At 70.3% G+C, this 15,783-nt stretch carries 14 protein-coding genes; 3 read left to right on the forward strand and 11 right to left on the reverse strand.

Translation table 11 applies throughout. The features are described from left to right. Positions 1-16: 16 nt before the first annotated feature. Positions 17-1,918, reverse strand: coding sequence for an alpha-amylase family protein (locus OM076_RS40355; RefSeq protein WP_270045867.1), 1,902 nt, complete (start codon positions 1,916-1,918; stop codon positions 17-19). A gap of 99 nt (positions 1,919-2,017) precedes the next feature. On the opposite strand from OM076_RS40355, the gene OM076_RS40360 reads away from it, so the two are divergent. After that, positions 2,018-4,444 carry an ATP-binding protein gene (locus OM076_RS40360; protein ID WP_270045868.1) on the forward strand — a complete coding sequence of 809 codons (2,427 nt, stop codon included), beginning with the start codon at positions 2,018-2,020 and terminating at the stop codon, positions 4,442-4,444. On the opposite strand, the gene OM076_RS40365 is transcribed toward OM076_RS40360, so the two are convergent. From OM076_RS40365 to OM076_RS40395, 7 genes are read right to left on the reverse strand one after another with little or no spacing between them, the layout of a single operon-like run. Beyond that, positions 4,425-5,324: a hypothetical protein gene (locus tag OM076_RS40365; RefSeq protein WP_270045869.1), complete on the reverse strand. Its 900-nt coding sequence runs from the start codon at positions 5,322-5,324 to the stop codon at positions 4,425-4,427. The two genes, OM076_RS40360 and OM076_RS40365, sit on opposite strands and share 20 nt — an antisense overlap. Beyond that, complete coding sequence (locus OM076_RS40370; protein WP_270045870.1) at positions 5,321-6,628, reverse strand: alpha-glucosidase/alpha-galactosidase; 1,308 nt, start codon at positions 6,626-6,628, stop codon at positions 5,321-5,323. Before OM076_RS40370 ends, OM076_RS40365 begins: the two co-directional genes overlap by 4 nt. Further along, positions 6,628-6,936: a magnetosome magnetite crystal formation protein family gene (locus OM076_RS40375; RefSeq protein ID WP_270045871.1), complete on the reverse strand. Its 309-nt coding sequence runs from the start codon at positions 6,934-6,936 to the stop codon at positions 6,628-6,630. Before OM076_RS40375 ends, OM076_RS40370 begins: the two co-directional genes overlap by 1 nt. Then, a complete protein-coding gene (locus OM076_RS40380; protein WP_270045872.1) occupies positions 6,936-8,261 on the reverse strand; it encodes an ABC transporter substrate-binding protein in 1,326 nt (441 codons plus the stop codon). Before OM076_RS40380 ends, OM076_RS40375 begins: the two co-directional genes overlap by 1 nt. Next, positions 8,261-9,181: a carbohydrate ABC transporter permease gene (locus OM076_RS40385; protein ID WP_270045873.1), complete on the reverse strand. Its 921-nt coding sequence runs from the start codon at positions 9,179-9,181 to the stop codon at positions 8,261-8,263. The genes OM076_RS40380 and OM076_RS40385 overlap by 1 nt, the downstream gene beginning before the upstream one ends. Continuing rightward, positions 9,178-10,134: a carbohydrate ABC transporter permease gene (locus OM076_RS40390; RefSeq protein ID WP_270045874.1), complete on the reverse strand. Its 957-nt coding sequence runs from the start codon at positions 10,132-10,134 to the stop codon at positions 9,178-9,180. The genes OM076_RS40385 and OM076_RS40390 overlap by 4 nt, the downstream gene beginning before the upstream one ends. A gap of 3 nt (positions 10,135-10,137) precedes the next feature. Further along, positions 10,138-11,355 carry an ABC transporter ATP-binding protein gene (locus OM076_RS40395; RefSeq protein ID WP_308214370.1) on the reverse strand — a complete coding sequence of 406 codons (1,218 nt, stop codon included), beginning with the start codon at positions 11,353-11,355 and terminating at the stop codon, positions 10,138-10,140. A gap of 132 nt (positions 11,356-11,487) precedes the next feature. Between OM076_RS40395 and OM076_RS40400 the strand changes: the two genes are divergently transcribed. Beyond that, on the forward strand, positions 11,488-12,591 hold the full coding sequence (locus OM076_RS40400) for an ROK family transcriptional regulator (RefSeq protein WP_270045876.1): 1,104 nt from the start codon (positions 11,488-11,490) through the stop codon (positions 12,589-12,591). A gap of 73 nt (positions 12,592-12,664) precedes the next feature. Here the strand turns inward: OM076_RS40400 and OM076_RS40405 are convergent, their stop codons facing one another. Beyond that, entirely contained in the window at positions 12,665-13,576 is a 912-nt protein-coding gene (locus OM076_RS40405; RefSeq protein ID WP_270045877.1) for an acetamidase/formamidase family protein, read from the reverse strand. An 18-nt stretch (positions 13,577-13,594) separates the two neighbouring features. Between OM076_RS40405 and OM076_RS40410 the strand changes: the two genes are divergently transcribed. Beyond that, the gene (locus OM076_RS40410) at positions 13,595-14,047 is read left to right on the forward strand and encodes an AAA family ATPase (RefSeq protein ID WP_270045878.1); all 453 of its coding nucleotides are present in this window, start codon (positions 13,595-13,597) and stop codon (positions 14,045-14,047) included. Between the two features lie 48 nt (positions 14,048-14,095). Here OM076_RS40410 and OM076_RS40415 read toward each other — a convergent pair whose 3' ends face one another. Then, a complete protein-coding gene (locus tag OM076_RS40415) occupies positions 14,096-15,049 on the reverse strand; it encodes an aldo/keto reductase family protein (RefSeq protein WP_270045879.1) in 954 nt (317 codons plus the stop codon). Continuing rightward, positions 15,049-15,783, reverse strand: a 735-nt coding sequence (locus tag OM076_RS40420) for a formylglycine-generating enzyme family protein (RefSeq protein WP_270045880.1), incomplete at its 5' end; no start/stop codon positions are given. The genes OM076_RS40415 and OM076_RS40420, both read right to left, overlap by 1 nt.

A 15,783-nucleotide genomic window follows, 5' to 3' on the forward strand; every position in this document is an offset into this window, starting at 1 on the left:
CCAGGACATTGCTTCTTCACCGGTGAAACCAGAGGTGCTGGTAGGGCGCGAGCACGACGAAGTCGTGGTACGCCTCGACACCGCGGCCGTCGGGCTCGGTGACCTCGCCGGTGAGGGTGAAGCCGCGTGAGCGGACGACGTCGAGCGAGACCGCCTGCGGGTCGGCGGTGAAGTTGGCGATGACCAGCAGCGCCTCGCCCGCCTGCTCGCGGCAGAGGCCGAAGACGTGGTCGTTGCCGGTCCACAGCGGCTCGGTCACGCCCTGGACGTGGATCGCGCGGGTGCCGCGGCGGGCCGTGATCAGCCGTCGCAGCCCCGCCCACAGGCGGCCTTCCACAGTCGCCGGGTCGTGCCGGCGCCCCGCGGCCTCCCAATCCATGGCCGGTCGGTGCAGCCAGCGGTTGTCGTCGCGCTTGTGCGGGTCTTCCAGGTACGACGTGTCGTTGAGCAGCCCCAGCTCGTCGCCCATGTAGATCAGCGGCAGCCCGCCGTGGGCGAACGCCACGGCGTGCAGGAGCAGCACCCGCCGCACGGCCAGGTCGACCGCCACGTCGTCGGGCGCGCTCTCCAGGCCCGCCAGCGACGCGCAGGTGCCTGAGGTCCGCGCCTCGCCGGTCCGCGGGTCGGGCTGGAAGCGCACGCCGCGCGCGAACGTCCCGGGGAAGTCACCCGCGTAGAAGTCGGCCAGGAACCGGCGGTGCAGGTACGCGTCGTCGCCCACCCGCGCGCCGTCCTCGGGCGTGATCGCCCACCCGATGTCGTCGTGGCAGCGTACGTAGGTCAGCCAGCCGGCGCCCGGGGGAACCGGGGGCATCGCTCGCAGCGTGCTGGTCATCAGCCCCACCCGCCCGCTCGCCAGCGCGCTCCAGAGCAGCACCATGAGCACGTTGTGGTAGGCGAGGTCGCACTCCTTGCCCTCGTGGCGCCCGGTCCCGAGATAGGGGACGAGGTCGCGCGGAGCGACGATCGCCTCGGCCTTGAAGGCGACCGCTGGCGCGGCGATCCGCATCGCCGCCCGGAACGCCTGCAGCAGCTCGTGGACCTCGGGCTGGTTCTGGCAGTTGGTCCCCACCCGCTTCCACAGGAACGGCGCCGCGTCGAGGCGCAGCACGTCGATGCCCACGGCGGCCAGGTCGAGCATGGCGCCCGCCATCGCCACGAACACGTCGGGGTTCGTGTAGTCGAGGTCCCACTGGTAGGCGTTGAACGTCGTCCAGACCCACCGGTCCGCGACCCACGTGAAGCTGCCCGGCGCGGTGTCGGGGAAGACGTCGGGCAAGGTGCGCTCGAAGGCGTCGGGGCGCTCGCGATCCGGGAACGAGCGGTAGTAGTCGGGATGCGACACGGTCCACGGGTGCTCGGCGGCGGTGTGGTTGAGCACGACGTCCACGCACAGCGCCATCCCGGCCTCGCGTAGGTCGCCCGCCAGCGCGCGGAGGTCGTCCAGCGTGCCCAAAGACGGGTCGACGGCGCCGTAGTCGACCACGGCGTACCCGCCGTCGTTGGGCGCCGGCCGCGCGTGCAGCAGCGGCATCAGATGCAGGTACGTGATCCCCAGCTCGCGCAGGTAGGGGAGCTTCTCGCGCACCCCCGCCAGGTCCCCCGCGAAGCGGTCGACGTAGGTGACGTAGCCGACCGCCTGCTCGCGCTGGAGCCAGTCGGGGGTGATCTCGCGCTCGTGGTCGAGCGCCCGCAACTCGTCGGGACGCGAGGCCGCGGTCGCGGCGATCGAGCGCAGCAGCCGCTCCCACGCGTCCGCGAAGCGCGGGTCGGTCCCGTACAGCGCGAACAGCGGATCCCGCAGCTCGGTGAAGAACCGCTCGAAACGCACCGCGAAGGCCACATCGCCGACCGCGACCGCGAGCGCCGCGTCGTAGTCGGCGCGTACCTCGGGGCGCATCGCGTGGACGTTCTGCACGGGGCGTTGGACCCTAATCGGTCCGCGCACGAACCAACCCCGCGAGTGCCGGCGCGCCACGACGTTGGCGGTGCGAACATCGCACCCGGGTCACGAACGATGCCGCTTCGCGCCTATCTGGCCGGTCTGACAGCGCTCTTCGTCGTCGCGGCGGGAGCGGCGGTCGTCTACGGGCGGGTGCAGGCCGGCGACGACGCGCGCGACGCGGCGACGGCCGACGCCCGCTTCGGCGCCAACCTCGCCGCTCGCGAGATCGGCGACGGCATCAAGGTGCTCCAGCAGACCGTCGGCGCCGCGGCGGGCAACCCGGGTGTCGTCACGGCCTTCGCCAAGCCGAAGGAATGCGGGCTCACGTTCGGCGGGACCGACGCGTACACGACCGGCCACCTCGACCTCGTCAGGACCGACGGATCGGTGGCGTGCTCGTCGCTCAAGCGCCTGCTCGACCGCTCCTACGCCGGCGCGCCGTGGCTGCGACGGGCACTGAAGGAGCCGCTCCTGCTGGCGCCCGCGGCCGACCCCCGGACCGGCGACCAGGTCGTCCTCGCCACCGCTCCGGTGCCGAAGCTCGGCCTCGTGCTCGCCTCGTTCAACCTCGACGCCGTCGGCCTCAGCCTGCACAAGAGCTACGGCGGCCCGCGGGGCCTCGAGTTCCTGCTCGCCGACGCGAGCGGCAAGCGCATCCTGACCCGCTCGATCCGCCCGAAGGACTGGATCGGCAAGCCGCTGGCGTCGACCGTCACCGACCGCGACGTCGACGGCGTCGCCCGCCTCTACGCGAACGCCAAGGTCGCCGGCGCGGGCTGGCACGTCTACGCGGGCGCCGACCGCGCGCAGGCGCTCGCCGCCACCCGCCAGCTCAATCACCGCGAGCTGACGATCATCCTCGCCGGGCTGCTGCTGTTCGGGCTGGCGGCAGCGGTCGTCCACCGGCGCATCGCGCGGCCGCTCGCCCGGCTCGGCGCCGAGGTGCGCAGCGCGACGGCCGAGGGCGAGGCACGCCCGGTGACCGTCGCCGGCCCGTCCGAGATCAGCTCGCTCGCCCGCCGGCTCAACGAGCTCGCGGTCGCCCTCCGCCGCGAGCAGGAGGCCTACCGGGTCGTCTTCGAGGGCAGCCCGCTGCCGATGTGGGTGCACGAGACCGAGAGCCGGCGCATCCTCGAGGTCAACGACGCCGCCGTCGCCGGTTACGGCTATCCCCGCGAGGAGCTGGTGGGGATGAGCGTCGATCAGCTCGAGCGGTCCCCGACCGAGCACGTCCGCCGCGACGGCTCGACGATCGTCGTCAGCATCGCCTCGCACGCGATCGACTTCCGCGGCCGTGAGGCGTCCGTCGTGATCGCCGAGGACGTCACCGCCCGCGAGCGCCTGCGCGGCCAGTTCCAGCAGTCCCAGCGCCTGGAGAGCCTCGGCCAGCTCGCGGGCGGCGTGGCGCACGACTTCAACAACCTGCTGGCGGTGATCCTCGGCTACGCGTCGTTCATCGAGCGTCGCGCGGAGACCGGCAGCCGCGACGAGCGCGACGTGGTCGAGATCCGCAAGGCCGGCGAGCGCGCCGTGCGCCTCACGCAGCAATTGCTCTCCTTCGCCCGAAGGGAGGTCGTGCGGCCGAAGGTGCTCGACCTCACCGGCGTCGTCATCGAGATGGAGGAGTTGCTGCGCCGGACGCTCGGCGAGCAGGTCGTGCTGAGCACGACGCTGGCGCCGGACCTGTGGCCGATCATGGCGGACTACGGACAGCTCGAGCAGGTGCTGGTCAACCTCGCCGTCAATGCGCGCGACGCGATGCCCGACGGCGGCACGCTGACGCTCGACACCGAGAACATCGTCGTCGACGAGGCCTACGCCGGCACGCGGGCGAACCTGCCGCCCGGGCACTACGTACGGCTACGGGTGAGCGACACGGGCGCGGGCATGGGCGCCGACGTCGTCGCGCGGGCGTTCGAGCCGTTCTTCACCACCAAGGCCTCAGGCGGCACCGGGCTCGGCCTCGCCACCGTGCACGGGATCGTCACGCAGGCCGGGGGATACGCGCAGATCTACTCCGAGCCGGGACTCGGCACGACGTTCACGATCCTGTGGCCGACGACCGACGCCCCGGTGCCGGAAGCGGTCGTCGCACCCCAGGGTCCGGCGGAGCCGGGCGGCGGCGAGACGATCCTCGTGGTCGAGGACGAGCCGGCGATGCTCGAGGTGACCCGGCGCATCCTCGTCGGCGGCGGCTACGCGGTGCTGGTCGCGGGCGGGGGCGCCGACGCCGTCCGGATCGCCGACGACCACCCCGGCGAGATCGACGTGCTGCTCACGGACGTCGTCATGCCGGAGATGCTCGGCAAGGAGGTCGCCGCCCGCGTCAGCGCGCTGCGTCCGGGCATCCGCGTGCTGTTCATGTCGGGCTACGCGCAGCCGGTCATCGGCCCGATGGGCGACCTCTCCAACGGCGGCCAGATCGTCGACAAGCCGTTCACGGAGGTCACGCTGCTCAGCCGCCTCCGCGCCCTGATCGCTAGTCCCGCATCTCCTTGATGATCTGGTGGGTCATCGTGTCCTGCTCGGCCGCCTGGCTCGGGTGCTTGACCTCGCCCGCCAGCCGCTCGGCGAGGTCGTCGCTGAGGTCGTGGCGCTGCAGCAGCAGGAACCGCAGCATGGCGACGCGCAGGTAGCGCTCGGTCTCGGTCCCGCCGCCGCCCAGCCCCGCTTCGCGCAGCATGTCCACCATCGGCTCGTACTCCTCGCGGAACCACAGGAGCGCCATCTCGGGGCGCGGCAGCACCCGCTCGCGCTGCAGCCCGGCCCGGTAGCCCCAGGACTCGACCAGCGTCGCCAGCTGGGCGTAGCGCCACTCGTCGGAGAGCTGGATGCGCTCGCGCGCCGAGGCCGGCAGCGGCACCCGCTCGTTGAAGACCCGCTCATGCGCCTTCAACGGCAGGTCGCGGATCTGCAGCTCGGGGCCCGCGCCGAGCTTGGTGCGGACCTGGATCACATTGGCGTTGATGTCCTTGTCGCCCATCGCTCGCGCGACGGACACGCGGTGATGGCCGTCCTGGACGAAGTAGAGGTCGCCGATCTGGAAGACGTCGATCGGCGGCATCGCCTCGCCGCGCTTGCGCGCCTCCGCGATCCGCTCCCACCGCCCCCGCGTGTTGGGGGAGGGGCGGAAGGAGCGGTCGAAGTCGCCGCGGCGGCGGTCGACCGTGCCGACGATCTTGTCCAGCGGGACGACCTGCTCGCCGATCGAGATGCGGCTCGTGGCGCCCAGCGCCCCGACGACCTCCTCGAACGGCAGCATGTGCGAGACGTCGTCGGCCTCGAAGCGCATCCGCGAGGCCAGCCGGGAGAGAGCACGCCGCCGCCGCTCGCGATCGAAGGCGATCTTTGCGTCCTCTCGCGGCTGGCCGGTGCTCATCTCGTCAACATCGGGGAGGGAATCCGCTCACCGTGCGCTTCCAGCAGATCGTCCACCAAAGACGCGATCTCGTCCAGTGACAGTTCGGCCGCCGTGTGCGGGTCGAGCATGGCCGCCTGGTAGATCGCCTCGCGCCGGCCGGTCAGCGCCGCCTCCACCGTCAGGCCCTGCACGTTGACGTTGGTCTGCATCAGCGCGGCGAGTTGGCGCGGCAGCGCGCCCACCGGCTGCGGCTCGACGCCCTGCGCCGAGGCCACGCACGGCACCTCGACGCAACAGTCCGCGGGCAGGTTGTCGATCAGCAGCCCTTCCTCCCAGCGATTCGGGACGTTGCCATTGAACGCGTACGGCTCTCCGGTCTCGCAGGCGCGGATGATGTGCGCACCGTACTCGTGTGACTGCTCGGTCGCGAGCTCGCCGCCGCCCTCGAGCTCGTCGCGCAGCGCCTGCCACTCGCCGATCTGGCGCTCGCAGCGCCGCGGGTACTCGTCCAACGGCACGTTGAAGCGATCGATCAGGTCGGCGCGACCCTCCTTGATGAACCACGGCGTGTACTCGGCGAAGTGCTCCGAGGACTCGGTGACGAAGTAGCCGAAGTGCTTGAGCACCTCGTAGCGGACGCGGTTGAGCTCGGGCGGGTCGAGCTCGCGCAGCGCGGGGTAGAGGTCGGCGCCCTCGTGCTCGAAACGCAGGAAGAACGCCATGTGGTTGATGCCGGCGGCGAGCTGGTCGATCTCCTCGGCGGCGATGCCGAGATCGCGCGCCAGCTCGGCCGTCGTCCCCTGCACGGAGTGGCAGAGGCCGACGGTACGGATCGAGCTGGCCTCGCCCGCCGCCCAGCAGAGCATCGCCATCGGGTTGACGTAGTTGAGCAGCAGCGCGTCCGGGCTGAGCTCCTCGAGGTCGCGGCAGACGTCGAGCAGCACCGGGATCGTCCGCAGGGCGCGCATGATGCCGCCGATCCCCAGCGTGTCGGCGATCGTCTGGCGCAGGCCGTAGCGCTTGGGGATGTCGAAGTCGGTCACGGTCGACGGCCGGTACCCGCCGACCTGGAACGACGTGACCACGTAGTCGGCGCCGTCGAGCGCGCCGCGACGGTCCGTGGTCGCCTCGACCCGCGCCTTGGACCCGTGCGCGTCGATCAGGCGCTCGGTGACGATCTCGGCCGTGCGCAGGCGTTCGGGGTCGATGTCCATCAGCGCGAACGTGGTGTCGTCGCGCAGCTCGGGCAAGCTCAGGATGTCGCCCACGAGGTTCTGCGTGAAGACGGCCGAACCGGCTCCGACGAACGCAATTTTTGGCATCAGTGCCTCCCGAGGGTCAGGGGATAGGTGAAGGTCTGCCCGGTCGCCGCGCGGTGGATCGCGATGATCGCGAACAGCACCGCGTTGAGCACCAGGACGAGGTTCAGGAACAGCAGGAACGGGATGAGTTGGATCGCGACGAGCGTTCCGCGGGTGACTTCCAGCACGCCCACGATCGCCGCGAAGTACACGGCGAGCGAGAGGTGGAAGCGCAGCGCGGCGCGGCCGTGGGCCCGGGTGAAGGGGTCACGGCTGCATGCCGCCACGCACGCCGTGACCGGTGTGAGATGCGCCAGGACAGACAGCATCACTTGGCGTACTTGAGTTGATTGTTGACCTGCGAGTTCATCTTCTTGAACACCGTCGCGGCGTCGTCATTGCCGTTGAGGAACTCCTCGAGCGTGGGCTGCACGATCAGGTTGATCTGCGGCGCCTTGTCGGTGATCGGGTAGAGCACCGTGTTGCCCGAGTCGATGTAGGACGTGAACGCGCTCACGTCGATCCCGTCCTTCTCATGCTTGGCGACGGCCTTGGGGATCTCGGACTTGATCGCGGGGAACACCACGGCCTCGGTGCCGACGATGCTCTGGCAGTCCTTCGACGCGAGGAAGTCGACCCACTTGCGCGCCTCGGGCTTGTGCTTGGAGCCGACCCAGATCGCGTCGGCGAGCCCGTTGTACATGCTCCAGCTGCCCTTCGGTCCCGCGGGCTGCGGCGAGTAGCCGACCTTGACGCCCTTGGTGGCCGAGTAGGTGCCGATGGTCCAGTCGCCGTCGATCGCCAGCGCGGCCTTCCCGCTCTGGAACGCCGCGGACTGGCCGAGCGTACGCGCCTGCTCCAGCGACGGCATGAAGCCCTTGTGGATCATGTCGCGCCACCAGGTGAAGGTCTGCGCGAAGGCGGGGTCGGCGTAGTTGTACTTCGTGCCCCACGGGTTCTTGTCGAGGAGCTTGAACCCGAGGCTGGCGGCGAAGCCGGCCCAGGTCGTCTGCCCGTAGGTGAGCCCGCCGGGATCGAAGGCGAGCCCGTAGACCTTGACGTTGGATGGATCGAAACCGGGCTGGTCGCCCCGCTTGCCGTTGTTGTCCACGGACAGCTTCGCCACCATCTGCTCGAAGCTGCCGCCGTCGCTCGGGTTCCACGTCGCCGAGTCGAGCTGCGCCTTGGTCAGACCGGCTTTGGTGAGCATGTCCTCGTTGACGATCAGCGCGACCGTGTCCCAGTCCTTCGGGAGGCCGTACTGCCGGCCGTCGGGCGACTGCCACAGCTTGGCCAGGCCCGGCAGGTACTGGTCCATGTTCACCGCGCGGGTGCTGACGGTCTCGATGACCTCGCTCTGGGCGAACTGCGGGTACTTGCCGAGGTGGTCGGTGAAGACGTCGGGGGCGGTGTCGGCGATGAAGCCGCGGGCGAGCCCGCTCCAGTAGTCGCCCCAGTTCTTGTTCTCGATCTGGATCTTGATGTTCGGGTTGGCCTGCTCGAACTTGTCCGCGCATTTCTGGTAGACGGGCTTCTGGTTGGTGTCCCAGAGCTGGTAGCGCAGCAGGACCTTGCCGTCGGCGGTGCGCGCGCCGGTGCTGCTCGAGCCGCACCCGGCGGCCAGCAGCGCCACGATGATCAGCAGTCGCTTCATCACTTGATCCCCGAGAAGCCGATCGCGTCGACCATGCGCTTGGCCATCACCGCGAACAGGACGATCAGCGGCAGCGAGGCCATCAGCGTGGCGGCCATCAGCGGCGCCCACGGCGGCGCGATGGTGGGCGTGGAGGACTTGAACGCGTTCAGGGCCACCGTGAGCACCCGCACGTTCTCCGAGTCGCCGGCGACGAGCGGCCACATGTACTCGTGCCAGGCGGTGATGTAGGTCAGCACCGCGAGCGTCGCCAGCGGCGCGGCCATCATGGGGATGATCAGCTGACGGAAGATCTTCCAGCGCCCGGCGCCGTCGAGCAGCGCGGCCTCCTCGACCTCCGTGGAGATGCCGAGGAAGAACTGCCGCAGGAAGAACACCGCGAACGGCGTCATCAAGAAGAACGGCGCGACGATCCCCGGGAACGTGTTCAGCCAGCCCAGGTCCTTGATCAGCACGAAGTTCGGGATCAGCGTGAAGATCGGCGGGATCATCATCGCCGTCAGGAAGACGAAGAACAGCTTGTCGCGGCCCGGGAACTTCAGCCGCGCGAACGCGTAGGCCGCCATCGAGCAGAACGTGACCTGCCCGATCGTGATCAGCGTGCAGACGATCACCGAGTTGCGCAGGGCGGTGAAGAAGTTCACGTCGGCCGAGGTGAGCGTGCCCGCCTTGGTCAGCTCCTCGGTGGAGGCGAGCCCGAGCGCCTGGCGGAGATTGAGCAGCGTCGGGTTGTCCGGCACGAGCTTCTGCGAGCCGGTGACGAGGTCCGCGTTGGTCGACAGCGCGGTGCGGAGCATCCAGAAGAACGGGAACAGGCTGATGAACAGCAGGAGGCCCATCGCGGCCCAGGCCGCGATCCGGCCCCAGTTGGTGCCGCGCTTGACGCGCGTGCGCTCAGTGGTGGTTGCGAGCGTGCTCATGCGAGATCCGATTCGTCCGCGCGCAGCATCTTCATCTGGATCGCTGCGACGATGACCAGGAGCACGATCAACGCGACGGCGAGCGCGGAGGCGTAGCCGAGGGCGTTGAACTCGAACGCCTGCTGGAAGATGTACATGTAGAGGACGCGGCTGGCGTTGCCCGGCCCGCCCGGGTTGCCGCCGCCGATGCCGGCCGTGGCGATCTGGATCGTGTCGAAGACCTGGAAGGAGCCGATCACGGTGACCACCAGGACGAGCGCGAGCACGGGCCGCAGCAGCGGGAGCGTGATCGTGCGGAACATCCGCCATTCGCTCGCGCCGTCGATCGCCGCCGCCTCGTAGAAGCTCTTCGGGATCATCACCAGGCCGCCGAAGAGCAGCAGCGCGGTGTAGCCCATGTTCTTCCAGATGTTGATGCCGGCGATCGTCGGGATCACCTGGCTCTCGGAGCCGAGGAAGCCCTGGGTGGAGACGCCGATCGCGTTGAGCCAGTGGTTGACGATGCCGAGGTTCGGGTCGAGCATCCACATCCACAGCAGCGCGAGCACCGCGTTGGGCACCAGCCACGGCAGCAGCACGACGCTGCGAACGATCACCGACTGCGTCAGGCGGTGCATCAGCACCGCGATGCCGAGCGCGAGCACGGTCTGCACGCTGATGTTGATGACCACGTACTTGAACGTGATCCAGAGCGCGTTCCAGAACAGCGTGTCCTGCAGCAGCGCCTTGTAGTTGTCCACGCCGACCCAGGTGCCCGAGTTCTTGAGCAGGTCGAAGTCGGTGAAGCTCAGGTAGAAGCCCCGCAGCGCGGGATACGCGTAGAAGACGAGGAAGCCGACGAGGCACGGCAGCAGGAACAGGAACGCGGTGCGCGCCTCCGCGTTGAAGCGCACGGTGCGACGTTTGACCTTGGGACGCGCCGTGACCGGGCGCGTGACGGTGGTGGTGGCCATCGTTTACACACCCGCCACCGGGTGCCCGCCGATGGCGGCGCCGCTCTCGAGATCGAAGAAGTGGATCCGGCTGGTGTCCACGACGACCTCGACCGACTGATCGGCGCGGGCGCGCGAGGCGACGTCGAAGCGCCCGACGAGCGGGAGCCTCGAGTTGAAGGCCTCGGCCTCGAGCTCGGCCGCCATCGTGCTGTCGAGGTCGGCCGCGATCTCCTTGACCTCGTCGGTCAGCACCGGCTTGCCGGCGATCTCGAGGTGGGCGATCAGCTCGGCGCCGAGCGCCTCGACGGTCTTCACCGTGGCGTGCAGCCGGCGCTCGCTGGGCGCGCCGGTCTGCACGGCCGCGTCCTCGAGGTGCTCCGGGCGGATGCCCAGCGCGACGTTCTTGCCGGCGAAGCGATCGAGATCGTTCGGATTGGCGAGGGCCTCGGGCTCCAGGCGCAGGAGCTGGTCGCCGACGGTGGCGACGAGGTGACCGTTGCGGCGGTTGAGCTGGGCCTCGAAGAGGTTCATCGCCGGTGAGCCGATGAAGCTCGCGACGAAGAGGTTGGAGGGGGCGTTGTAGAGCCGCATCGGGGTGTCGACCTGCTGCAGCACGCCGCGGCGCATCAGCGCCACGCGGTCGCCCATCGTCATCGCCTCGACCTGGTCGTGGGTGACGTAGACGGTCGTCGCCTTCAGCTCGTGCTGGATGCGCGCGACCTCCGAGCGCATCTGGACGCGCAGCTTGGCGTCGAGGTTCGACAGCGGCTCGTCCATCAGGAAGACCTTCGGGCGGCGCACGATCGCGCGGCCCATGGCGACGCGCTGGCGCTGGCCGCCGGAGAGCTGCTTGGGCTTGCGGTCCAGCAGGTCCTCGAGCCCGATCACCTTCGCGATCTCGCCGACGCGCTGCTTGATGTCGCTCTTGGAGAGCTTCTGGATCTTCAGCCCGTAGGCCATGTTGTCGTACACCGTCAGGTGCGGGTACAGCGCGTAGTTCTGGAAGACCATCGCGATGTCGCGCTTCTGCGGTGCCACTTCGTTGACGACCGTGTTGTCGATCACGAGGTCGCCTTCGCTGATTTCCTCCAGCCCGGCGAGCATCCGCAAGGCGGTTGTCTTCCCGCAGCCCGATGGTCCGACCAGCACCATGAACTCGCCGTCCCGGATCTGAAGATCCAGATTGTCAACGGCTCTGAAGCCGTTGTCGTAGACCTTCGAGACGTTGTCGAACGTCACGCTTGCCACGGTGCTGCCCCTCTCCTCTGAGGACGATGCGCTCTCTCCAAGGTCCTTTACGAAAGAACCTTGCGTTTAGGGTTGCGCCGGAAGAAACTTTTGTCAAGCGTGTTTATGAAATAAGCTTGCGGTATGGCGACCCCACGGCTCCTCCGGCGGATGAACGCTCAGCGGGTGCTCGACGCGCTGCGCGTCACCGATTCGATGCGGGTCACGGAACTGGTCGCGACGACGGGGTTGTCGCGACCGACGGTGGACGCGGTCGCCGACGATCTGGTGCGGCTCGGGTGGCTGAGCGAGGTGAGCGGGTCCCTCGGCGCGCGTGGCCGGCCCGCGCGCTCGCTGACGTTCCGCGCCGACGCGGGCTACGTCTTCGGCGTCGACATCGGCGAGGCGAAGGTGCGCACCGCGGTCGCCGACCTGCGCGGGGAGATCGTGGCCGAGCGCGTCCGCGAGTTCGCGGGGGAGGAGCGCCTCGACGTCACGCGGCGGGTGATCGCGGCGACGCTGAGCGACGCGGGCGTGCACCGCGAGCAGCTGCTCTTCTCGTGCGTGGCCTGCACCGGTGCGATGAACACCCCCCGTGGGCGCGTGCTCTTCAGCAGCGTCTTCGAGGACGACTTCGACCTCGCGGGCGCGTTCGCGGGCTCACTCGGCGAAGCGCTGCTGATCGAGAACGACTGCAACGTGGCCGTGATCGGCGAACGCTGGCGCGGTGCGGCGCAGGGCGTCGACGACGTCGTGTGCGTGCTCGCGGGCGAGCGGATCGGCGCGGGCATCATGATCGGCGGGGTCCTCATGCGCGGGCATGAAGGCGCCGCGGGCGAGCTGTCCTTCCTCGGCGCGTTCGAGGAAGAGCACGGCGCGCGCGGCATCGCGCAACTCGTGCGCGAGCTCTCGGGGGAGTCCCCGGAGGCCGTGTTCACCGCGGCGGGAGCGGGAGACGAGGAGGCGCTGGAGATCGTCGAACGCGCCGAACGCTGGGCGAGCCACGGCATCGTCACCGTCGCGCAGCTCGTCAACCCGGAGGTCGTCGTCATCAGCGGCGGCGTGGCACGCGCGGGCGAGGTGCTCCTGGCGCCGCTGCGCGCGCGGATGGAGCGCATGGTCCGCCGCCCGCCGCGGCTCGCCGCCTCACCGCTGGCCGAGCGGGGCCCGCTGATCGGCGCGATCCGGCTCGCGCTCGACGAGCTGGAGCCGCAGCTGCTCGCGGGTCTCGAAGAGGCCGCCGCGTAGCGAAGGTCGACTTTGTCGTGCTGTACACGAGAAAGTCGACGCTCGCGCGGTCGCTTGCGGACCGCGCGCCGCTCTAGCGCCAGTCGCGCAGGACCGCGTGGACGCCGCGGACCTCGTTGACGAGCTGCGTGACCCGCAGGTCGACGTGGACGCTGGCGATCGCGAGGGCGTCACGGCGCGCCAGGCCGTACTCGCGTTCGAGGAGTTCGAGCATGGCGTCCAGCGCGCTGAACGCCGCCTCGTCGAGGTCCTCGTGCACGCCGAGCGTGATCCAGGATCCGTCGGCGCCGCGGGCGATCGGGGTGGTCAGCTCGAGGTCGGAGAGCTCGAAGGTGAGCTCGGCCCGCTCCATCGGGCACTCGAGCGCGGTGCCGGCGACCTCGCCGTCACCCTGTGCCGCGTGGCCGTCGCCGCAGGAGAACAGCGCGCCGTCGACCTCGATCGGGAGATAGAGCGTCGAGCCGGTGACGAGCTCGCGGCAGTCGAGGTTCCCGCCGCAGGCGCGTGGTGGGACCGTCGAGTGGCGGCCGGGTTTGTCCGGCGGCAGGCCCATGACGCCGAGGAACGGCCGCAGCGCGACGGTGTGGCCGAGGTGGCTGCAGCCGGTCATGGTCGCGGCGTCGAGCTGGTAGGCGTGCACGATGCCATCGCCGACGACGCCCAGCCGCTCGTTCCACGCCGAGAGCCACCCACCCGCGCAGACCGCGCCCCACGCGCCCGGACGCAGCTCGCCGATGTCGATTCGCAAGGTCATCCCGGCGCGCGCGCCGCGGATCGCCACCGGGCCGGTGAGCGCGTGGCCCTCGTCGTTGTCGGCGTGGTCGACCCTGCGACGCGGTGCGTAGGCGCCACCAGCGTACGGTTCGGCGCCCCACCCCGAGTCGAGCGTCTTGAAGCGCACGGTGTCACCGGGGTCGATCGTCAGCGCGGGTTCGAGCTCGCGTGAGAAGTACCCGTGCCAATGACCTTCCAGCGAATGGACCACCGTGGCATTCTCGCTGAGGTGGAGGCCGTGATCCTCTGCGGCGTGCAGGGCTCGGGCAAGACGACGCTCTATCGCGACCGCTTCCTGGAGACCCACGCGCGGATCTCGCTCGACCTGCTGCGAACGCGGGCGCGCGAGGCGGCGTTCCTGAAGACCTGCCTGGACACCAGGCAGCCGTTCGTCGTGGACAACACCAACCCGACGGTGGCCGAGCGGGCGCGCTACGTGCGGCCCGCTGTGGAGGCCGGCTTCACGCTCGTCGCCTACCTCGTCGAGGTCGACCACACCGTGGCCGCGGGGCGCAACGCGGCGCGCACGCGGACCGTGCCGGCGGCGGGCCTGCGCGACGTCGCCCGCCGGCTCGTCAGACCCACCCCCGAGGAGGGCTTCGCCGAGCTCTTCCACGCCACCGGCGCGCTTGACGGCGGCTGGCGCATCGAGCCGCTCCTCACCACGCCCCCGCTCTTCTGAACCTAAAGGGGGTCTGACCCCCTTTACATAAATGGGGTCAGACCCTCTTTAGAAAAGGGTCAGCGCGTCCGGGGCGAGGGCGTTCTCGAGCGCGGTGACGGTGTCCGCGCTGAGCCGGGCGTCGGCCGCCCGGACGTTCTCGCGCACCTGCTCCGGCCGCGATGCGCCGACGATCACCGCGGTGACGTTCGGCCGCTGCAACACCCACGCCAGCGCGAGCTGGGCCATCGTCAGCCCCGCCGCATCCGCGATCGGCCGCAGGCGCTGCACGCGCTCGAGCACGTCGCGCTTGAGCCACTGGCGGATGAAGCGGTTCATCGCCGGGCTGGCCGCGCGTGAGTCGCCCGGGACCGCCGCGCCCGGCAGGTACTTGCCGCTCAGCACGCCCTGCGCGAGCGGCGACCAGACGATCTGCGTGATCCCGTTGGCGGCGCAGAGCGGGATCACTTCGGCCTCCGGCTCGCGCCAGAGCGCCGAGTACTGCGGTTGGGAGGACACGAACTTCGCGACATCAGGCAGTGCCAGCGCCTCCGCGATCCGCGCCGCCGGCCATTCCGAGAACCCGATGTGGCGCACCTTGCCCGCCGCGACGACCTCGGTCAGCGCGCCCAGCGTCTCCTCCAGCGGAACTGGCTCGTCGTAGCGGTGGCACTGGTAGAGGTCGACGTAGTCGGTCCGCAGCCGCTTCAGCGAGGCGTCGAGCTGTTTGAACACCTGCTCGCGCGAAAGCCCGCGATCCCGCGGCCCCATGGGGTAGAAGAGCTTGGTCGCCAAGACGTACGACTCGCGCGGATAGGCGCTGAGGATCTCGCCCCACGCCCGCTCCGCAGCCCCGCGTCCGTACACGTTTGCGGTGTCGAACAGCGTGATCCCCGCCTCGATCGCCGCCCGCGTACACGCCTCGGTCTGTTCCCGCCCGACCCCGCCGCCGTACGTCAGCCACGACCCGAGCGCGACCGTGGCGACGTCGACGCCCGAGTCACCGAGCGGCCGCTTCTCCATCAGCCGGAGACTACGCGGAAACCGATGTGGCCCATCGGCGCGTCGCCTTCGGTGCGTCCTGAGAGTTGGTTGCGATCGCAGTGGGACGGGTGGCAGAGGTAGGAGCCGCCGCGCAGCACGCCTTCGGCGGTCCATTCCCACACGTTGCCGACGACGTTGTGCAGGCCGAGCGTGTTGGGCTCGAAGGCGTCGACCGGGACGGTGCCGGCGGCGCCGTGCGGGAACTCGGCGCCGCGGAACGAGTTGGCGCGGGCGAATGACCACTCGTCGCCCCAGGGGTAGCGCGTGGTGACGCCCGCACGGGCCGCGCGCTCCCACTGCGCCTCGGTCGGCAACGCCACGCCCGCCCACGCGCAGAACGCGAGCGCGTCGGCGTGGGAGACGTGCACGACGGGATGATCGGACGCCGCGAACGAGCCGGGGCCGTCGGGTGCCCGCCACGATGCGCCCTGGACCGCCCGCCACCACGGCGCGCTGGCGAGCGCGCGGGTGGGTGGGAAGTCGTCGGGCAGGCGCCCGGCGAAGACGAAGGACCACCCGTCGCGCTCGGGGTCGGTGACGTAGCCGGTGGCGTTCGCGAACGCCGCGAACCGGTGGTTGGAGACCGCGTACGGCTCCATGACCCGCGGTGGGGCGGGCGGAGTGACGCGCGCGGCGGCGCCGCGGCGATTGGCGGTGCGCGGGCGGGCGGCGGGGTGCGCGGCGGGCGACGGTCCCGCGGCGCGCGGCGCGGC

This window comes from Solirubrobacter ginsenosidimutans (assembly GCF_027587205.1).

Excerpts from the sequence above, each read along its gene's own strand:
- OM076_RS40360 (WP_270045868.1), top strand. The coding sequence starts at position 2,018 with ATGCCGCTTCGCGCCTATCTGGCCGGTCTGACAGCGCTCTTCGTCGTC.
- OM076_RS40365 (WP_270045869.1), bottom strand. The coding sequence starts at position 5,324 with ATGAGCACCGGCCAGCCGCGAGAGGACGCAAAGATCGCCTTCGATCGC.
- OM076_RS40370 (WP_270045870.1), bottom strand. The coding sequence starts at position 6,628 with ATGCCAAAAATTGCGTTCGTCGGAGCCGGTTCGGCCGTCTTCACGCAG.
- OM076_RS40375 (WP_270045871.1), bottom strand. The coding sequence starts at position 6,936 with ATGCTGTCTGTCCTGGCGCATCTCACACCGGTCACGGCGTGCGTGGCG.
- OM076_RS40380 (WP_270045872.1), bottom strand. The coding sequence starts at position 8,261 with ATGAAGCGACTGCTGATCATCGTGGCGCTGCTGGCCGCCGGGTGCGGC.
- OM076_RS40385 (WP_270045873.1), bottom strand. The coding sequence starts at position 9,181 with ATGAGCACGCTCGCAACCACCACTGAGCGCACGCGCGTCAAGCGCGGC.
- OM076_RS40390 (WP_270045874.1), bottom strand. The coding sequence starts at position 10,134 with ATGGCCACCACCACCGTCACGCGCCCGGTCACGGCGCGTCCCAAGGTC.
- OM076_RS40400 (WP_270045876.1), top strand. The coding sequence starts at position 11,488 with ATGGCGACCCCACGGCTCCTCCGGCGGATGAACGCTCAGCGGGTGCTC.
- OM076_RS40415 (WP_270045879.1), bottom strand. The coding sequence starts at position 15,049 with ATGGAGAAGCGGCCGCTCGGTGACTCGGGCGTCGACGTCGCCACGGTC.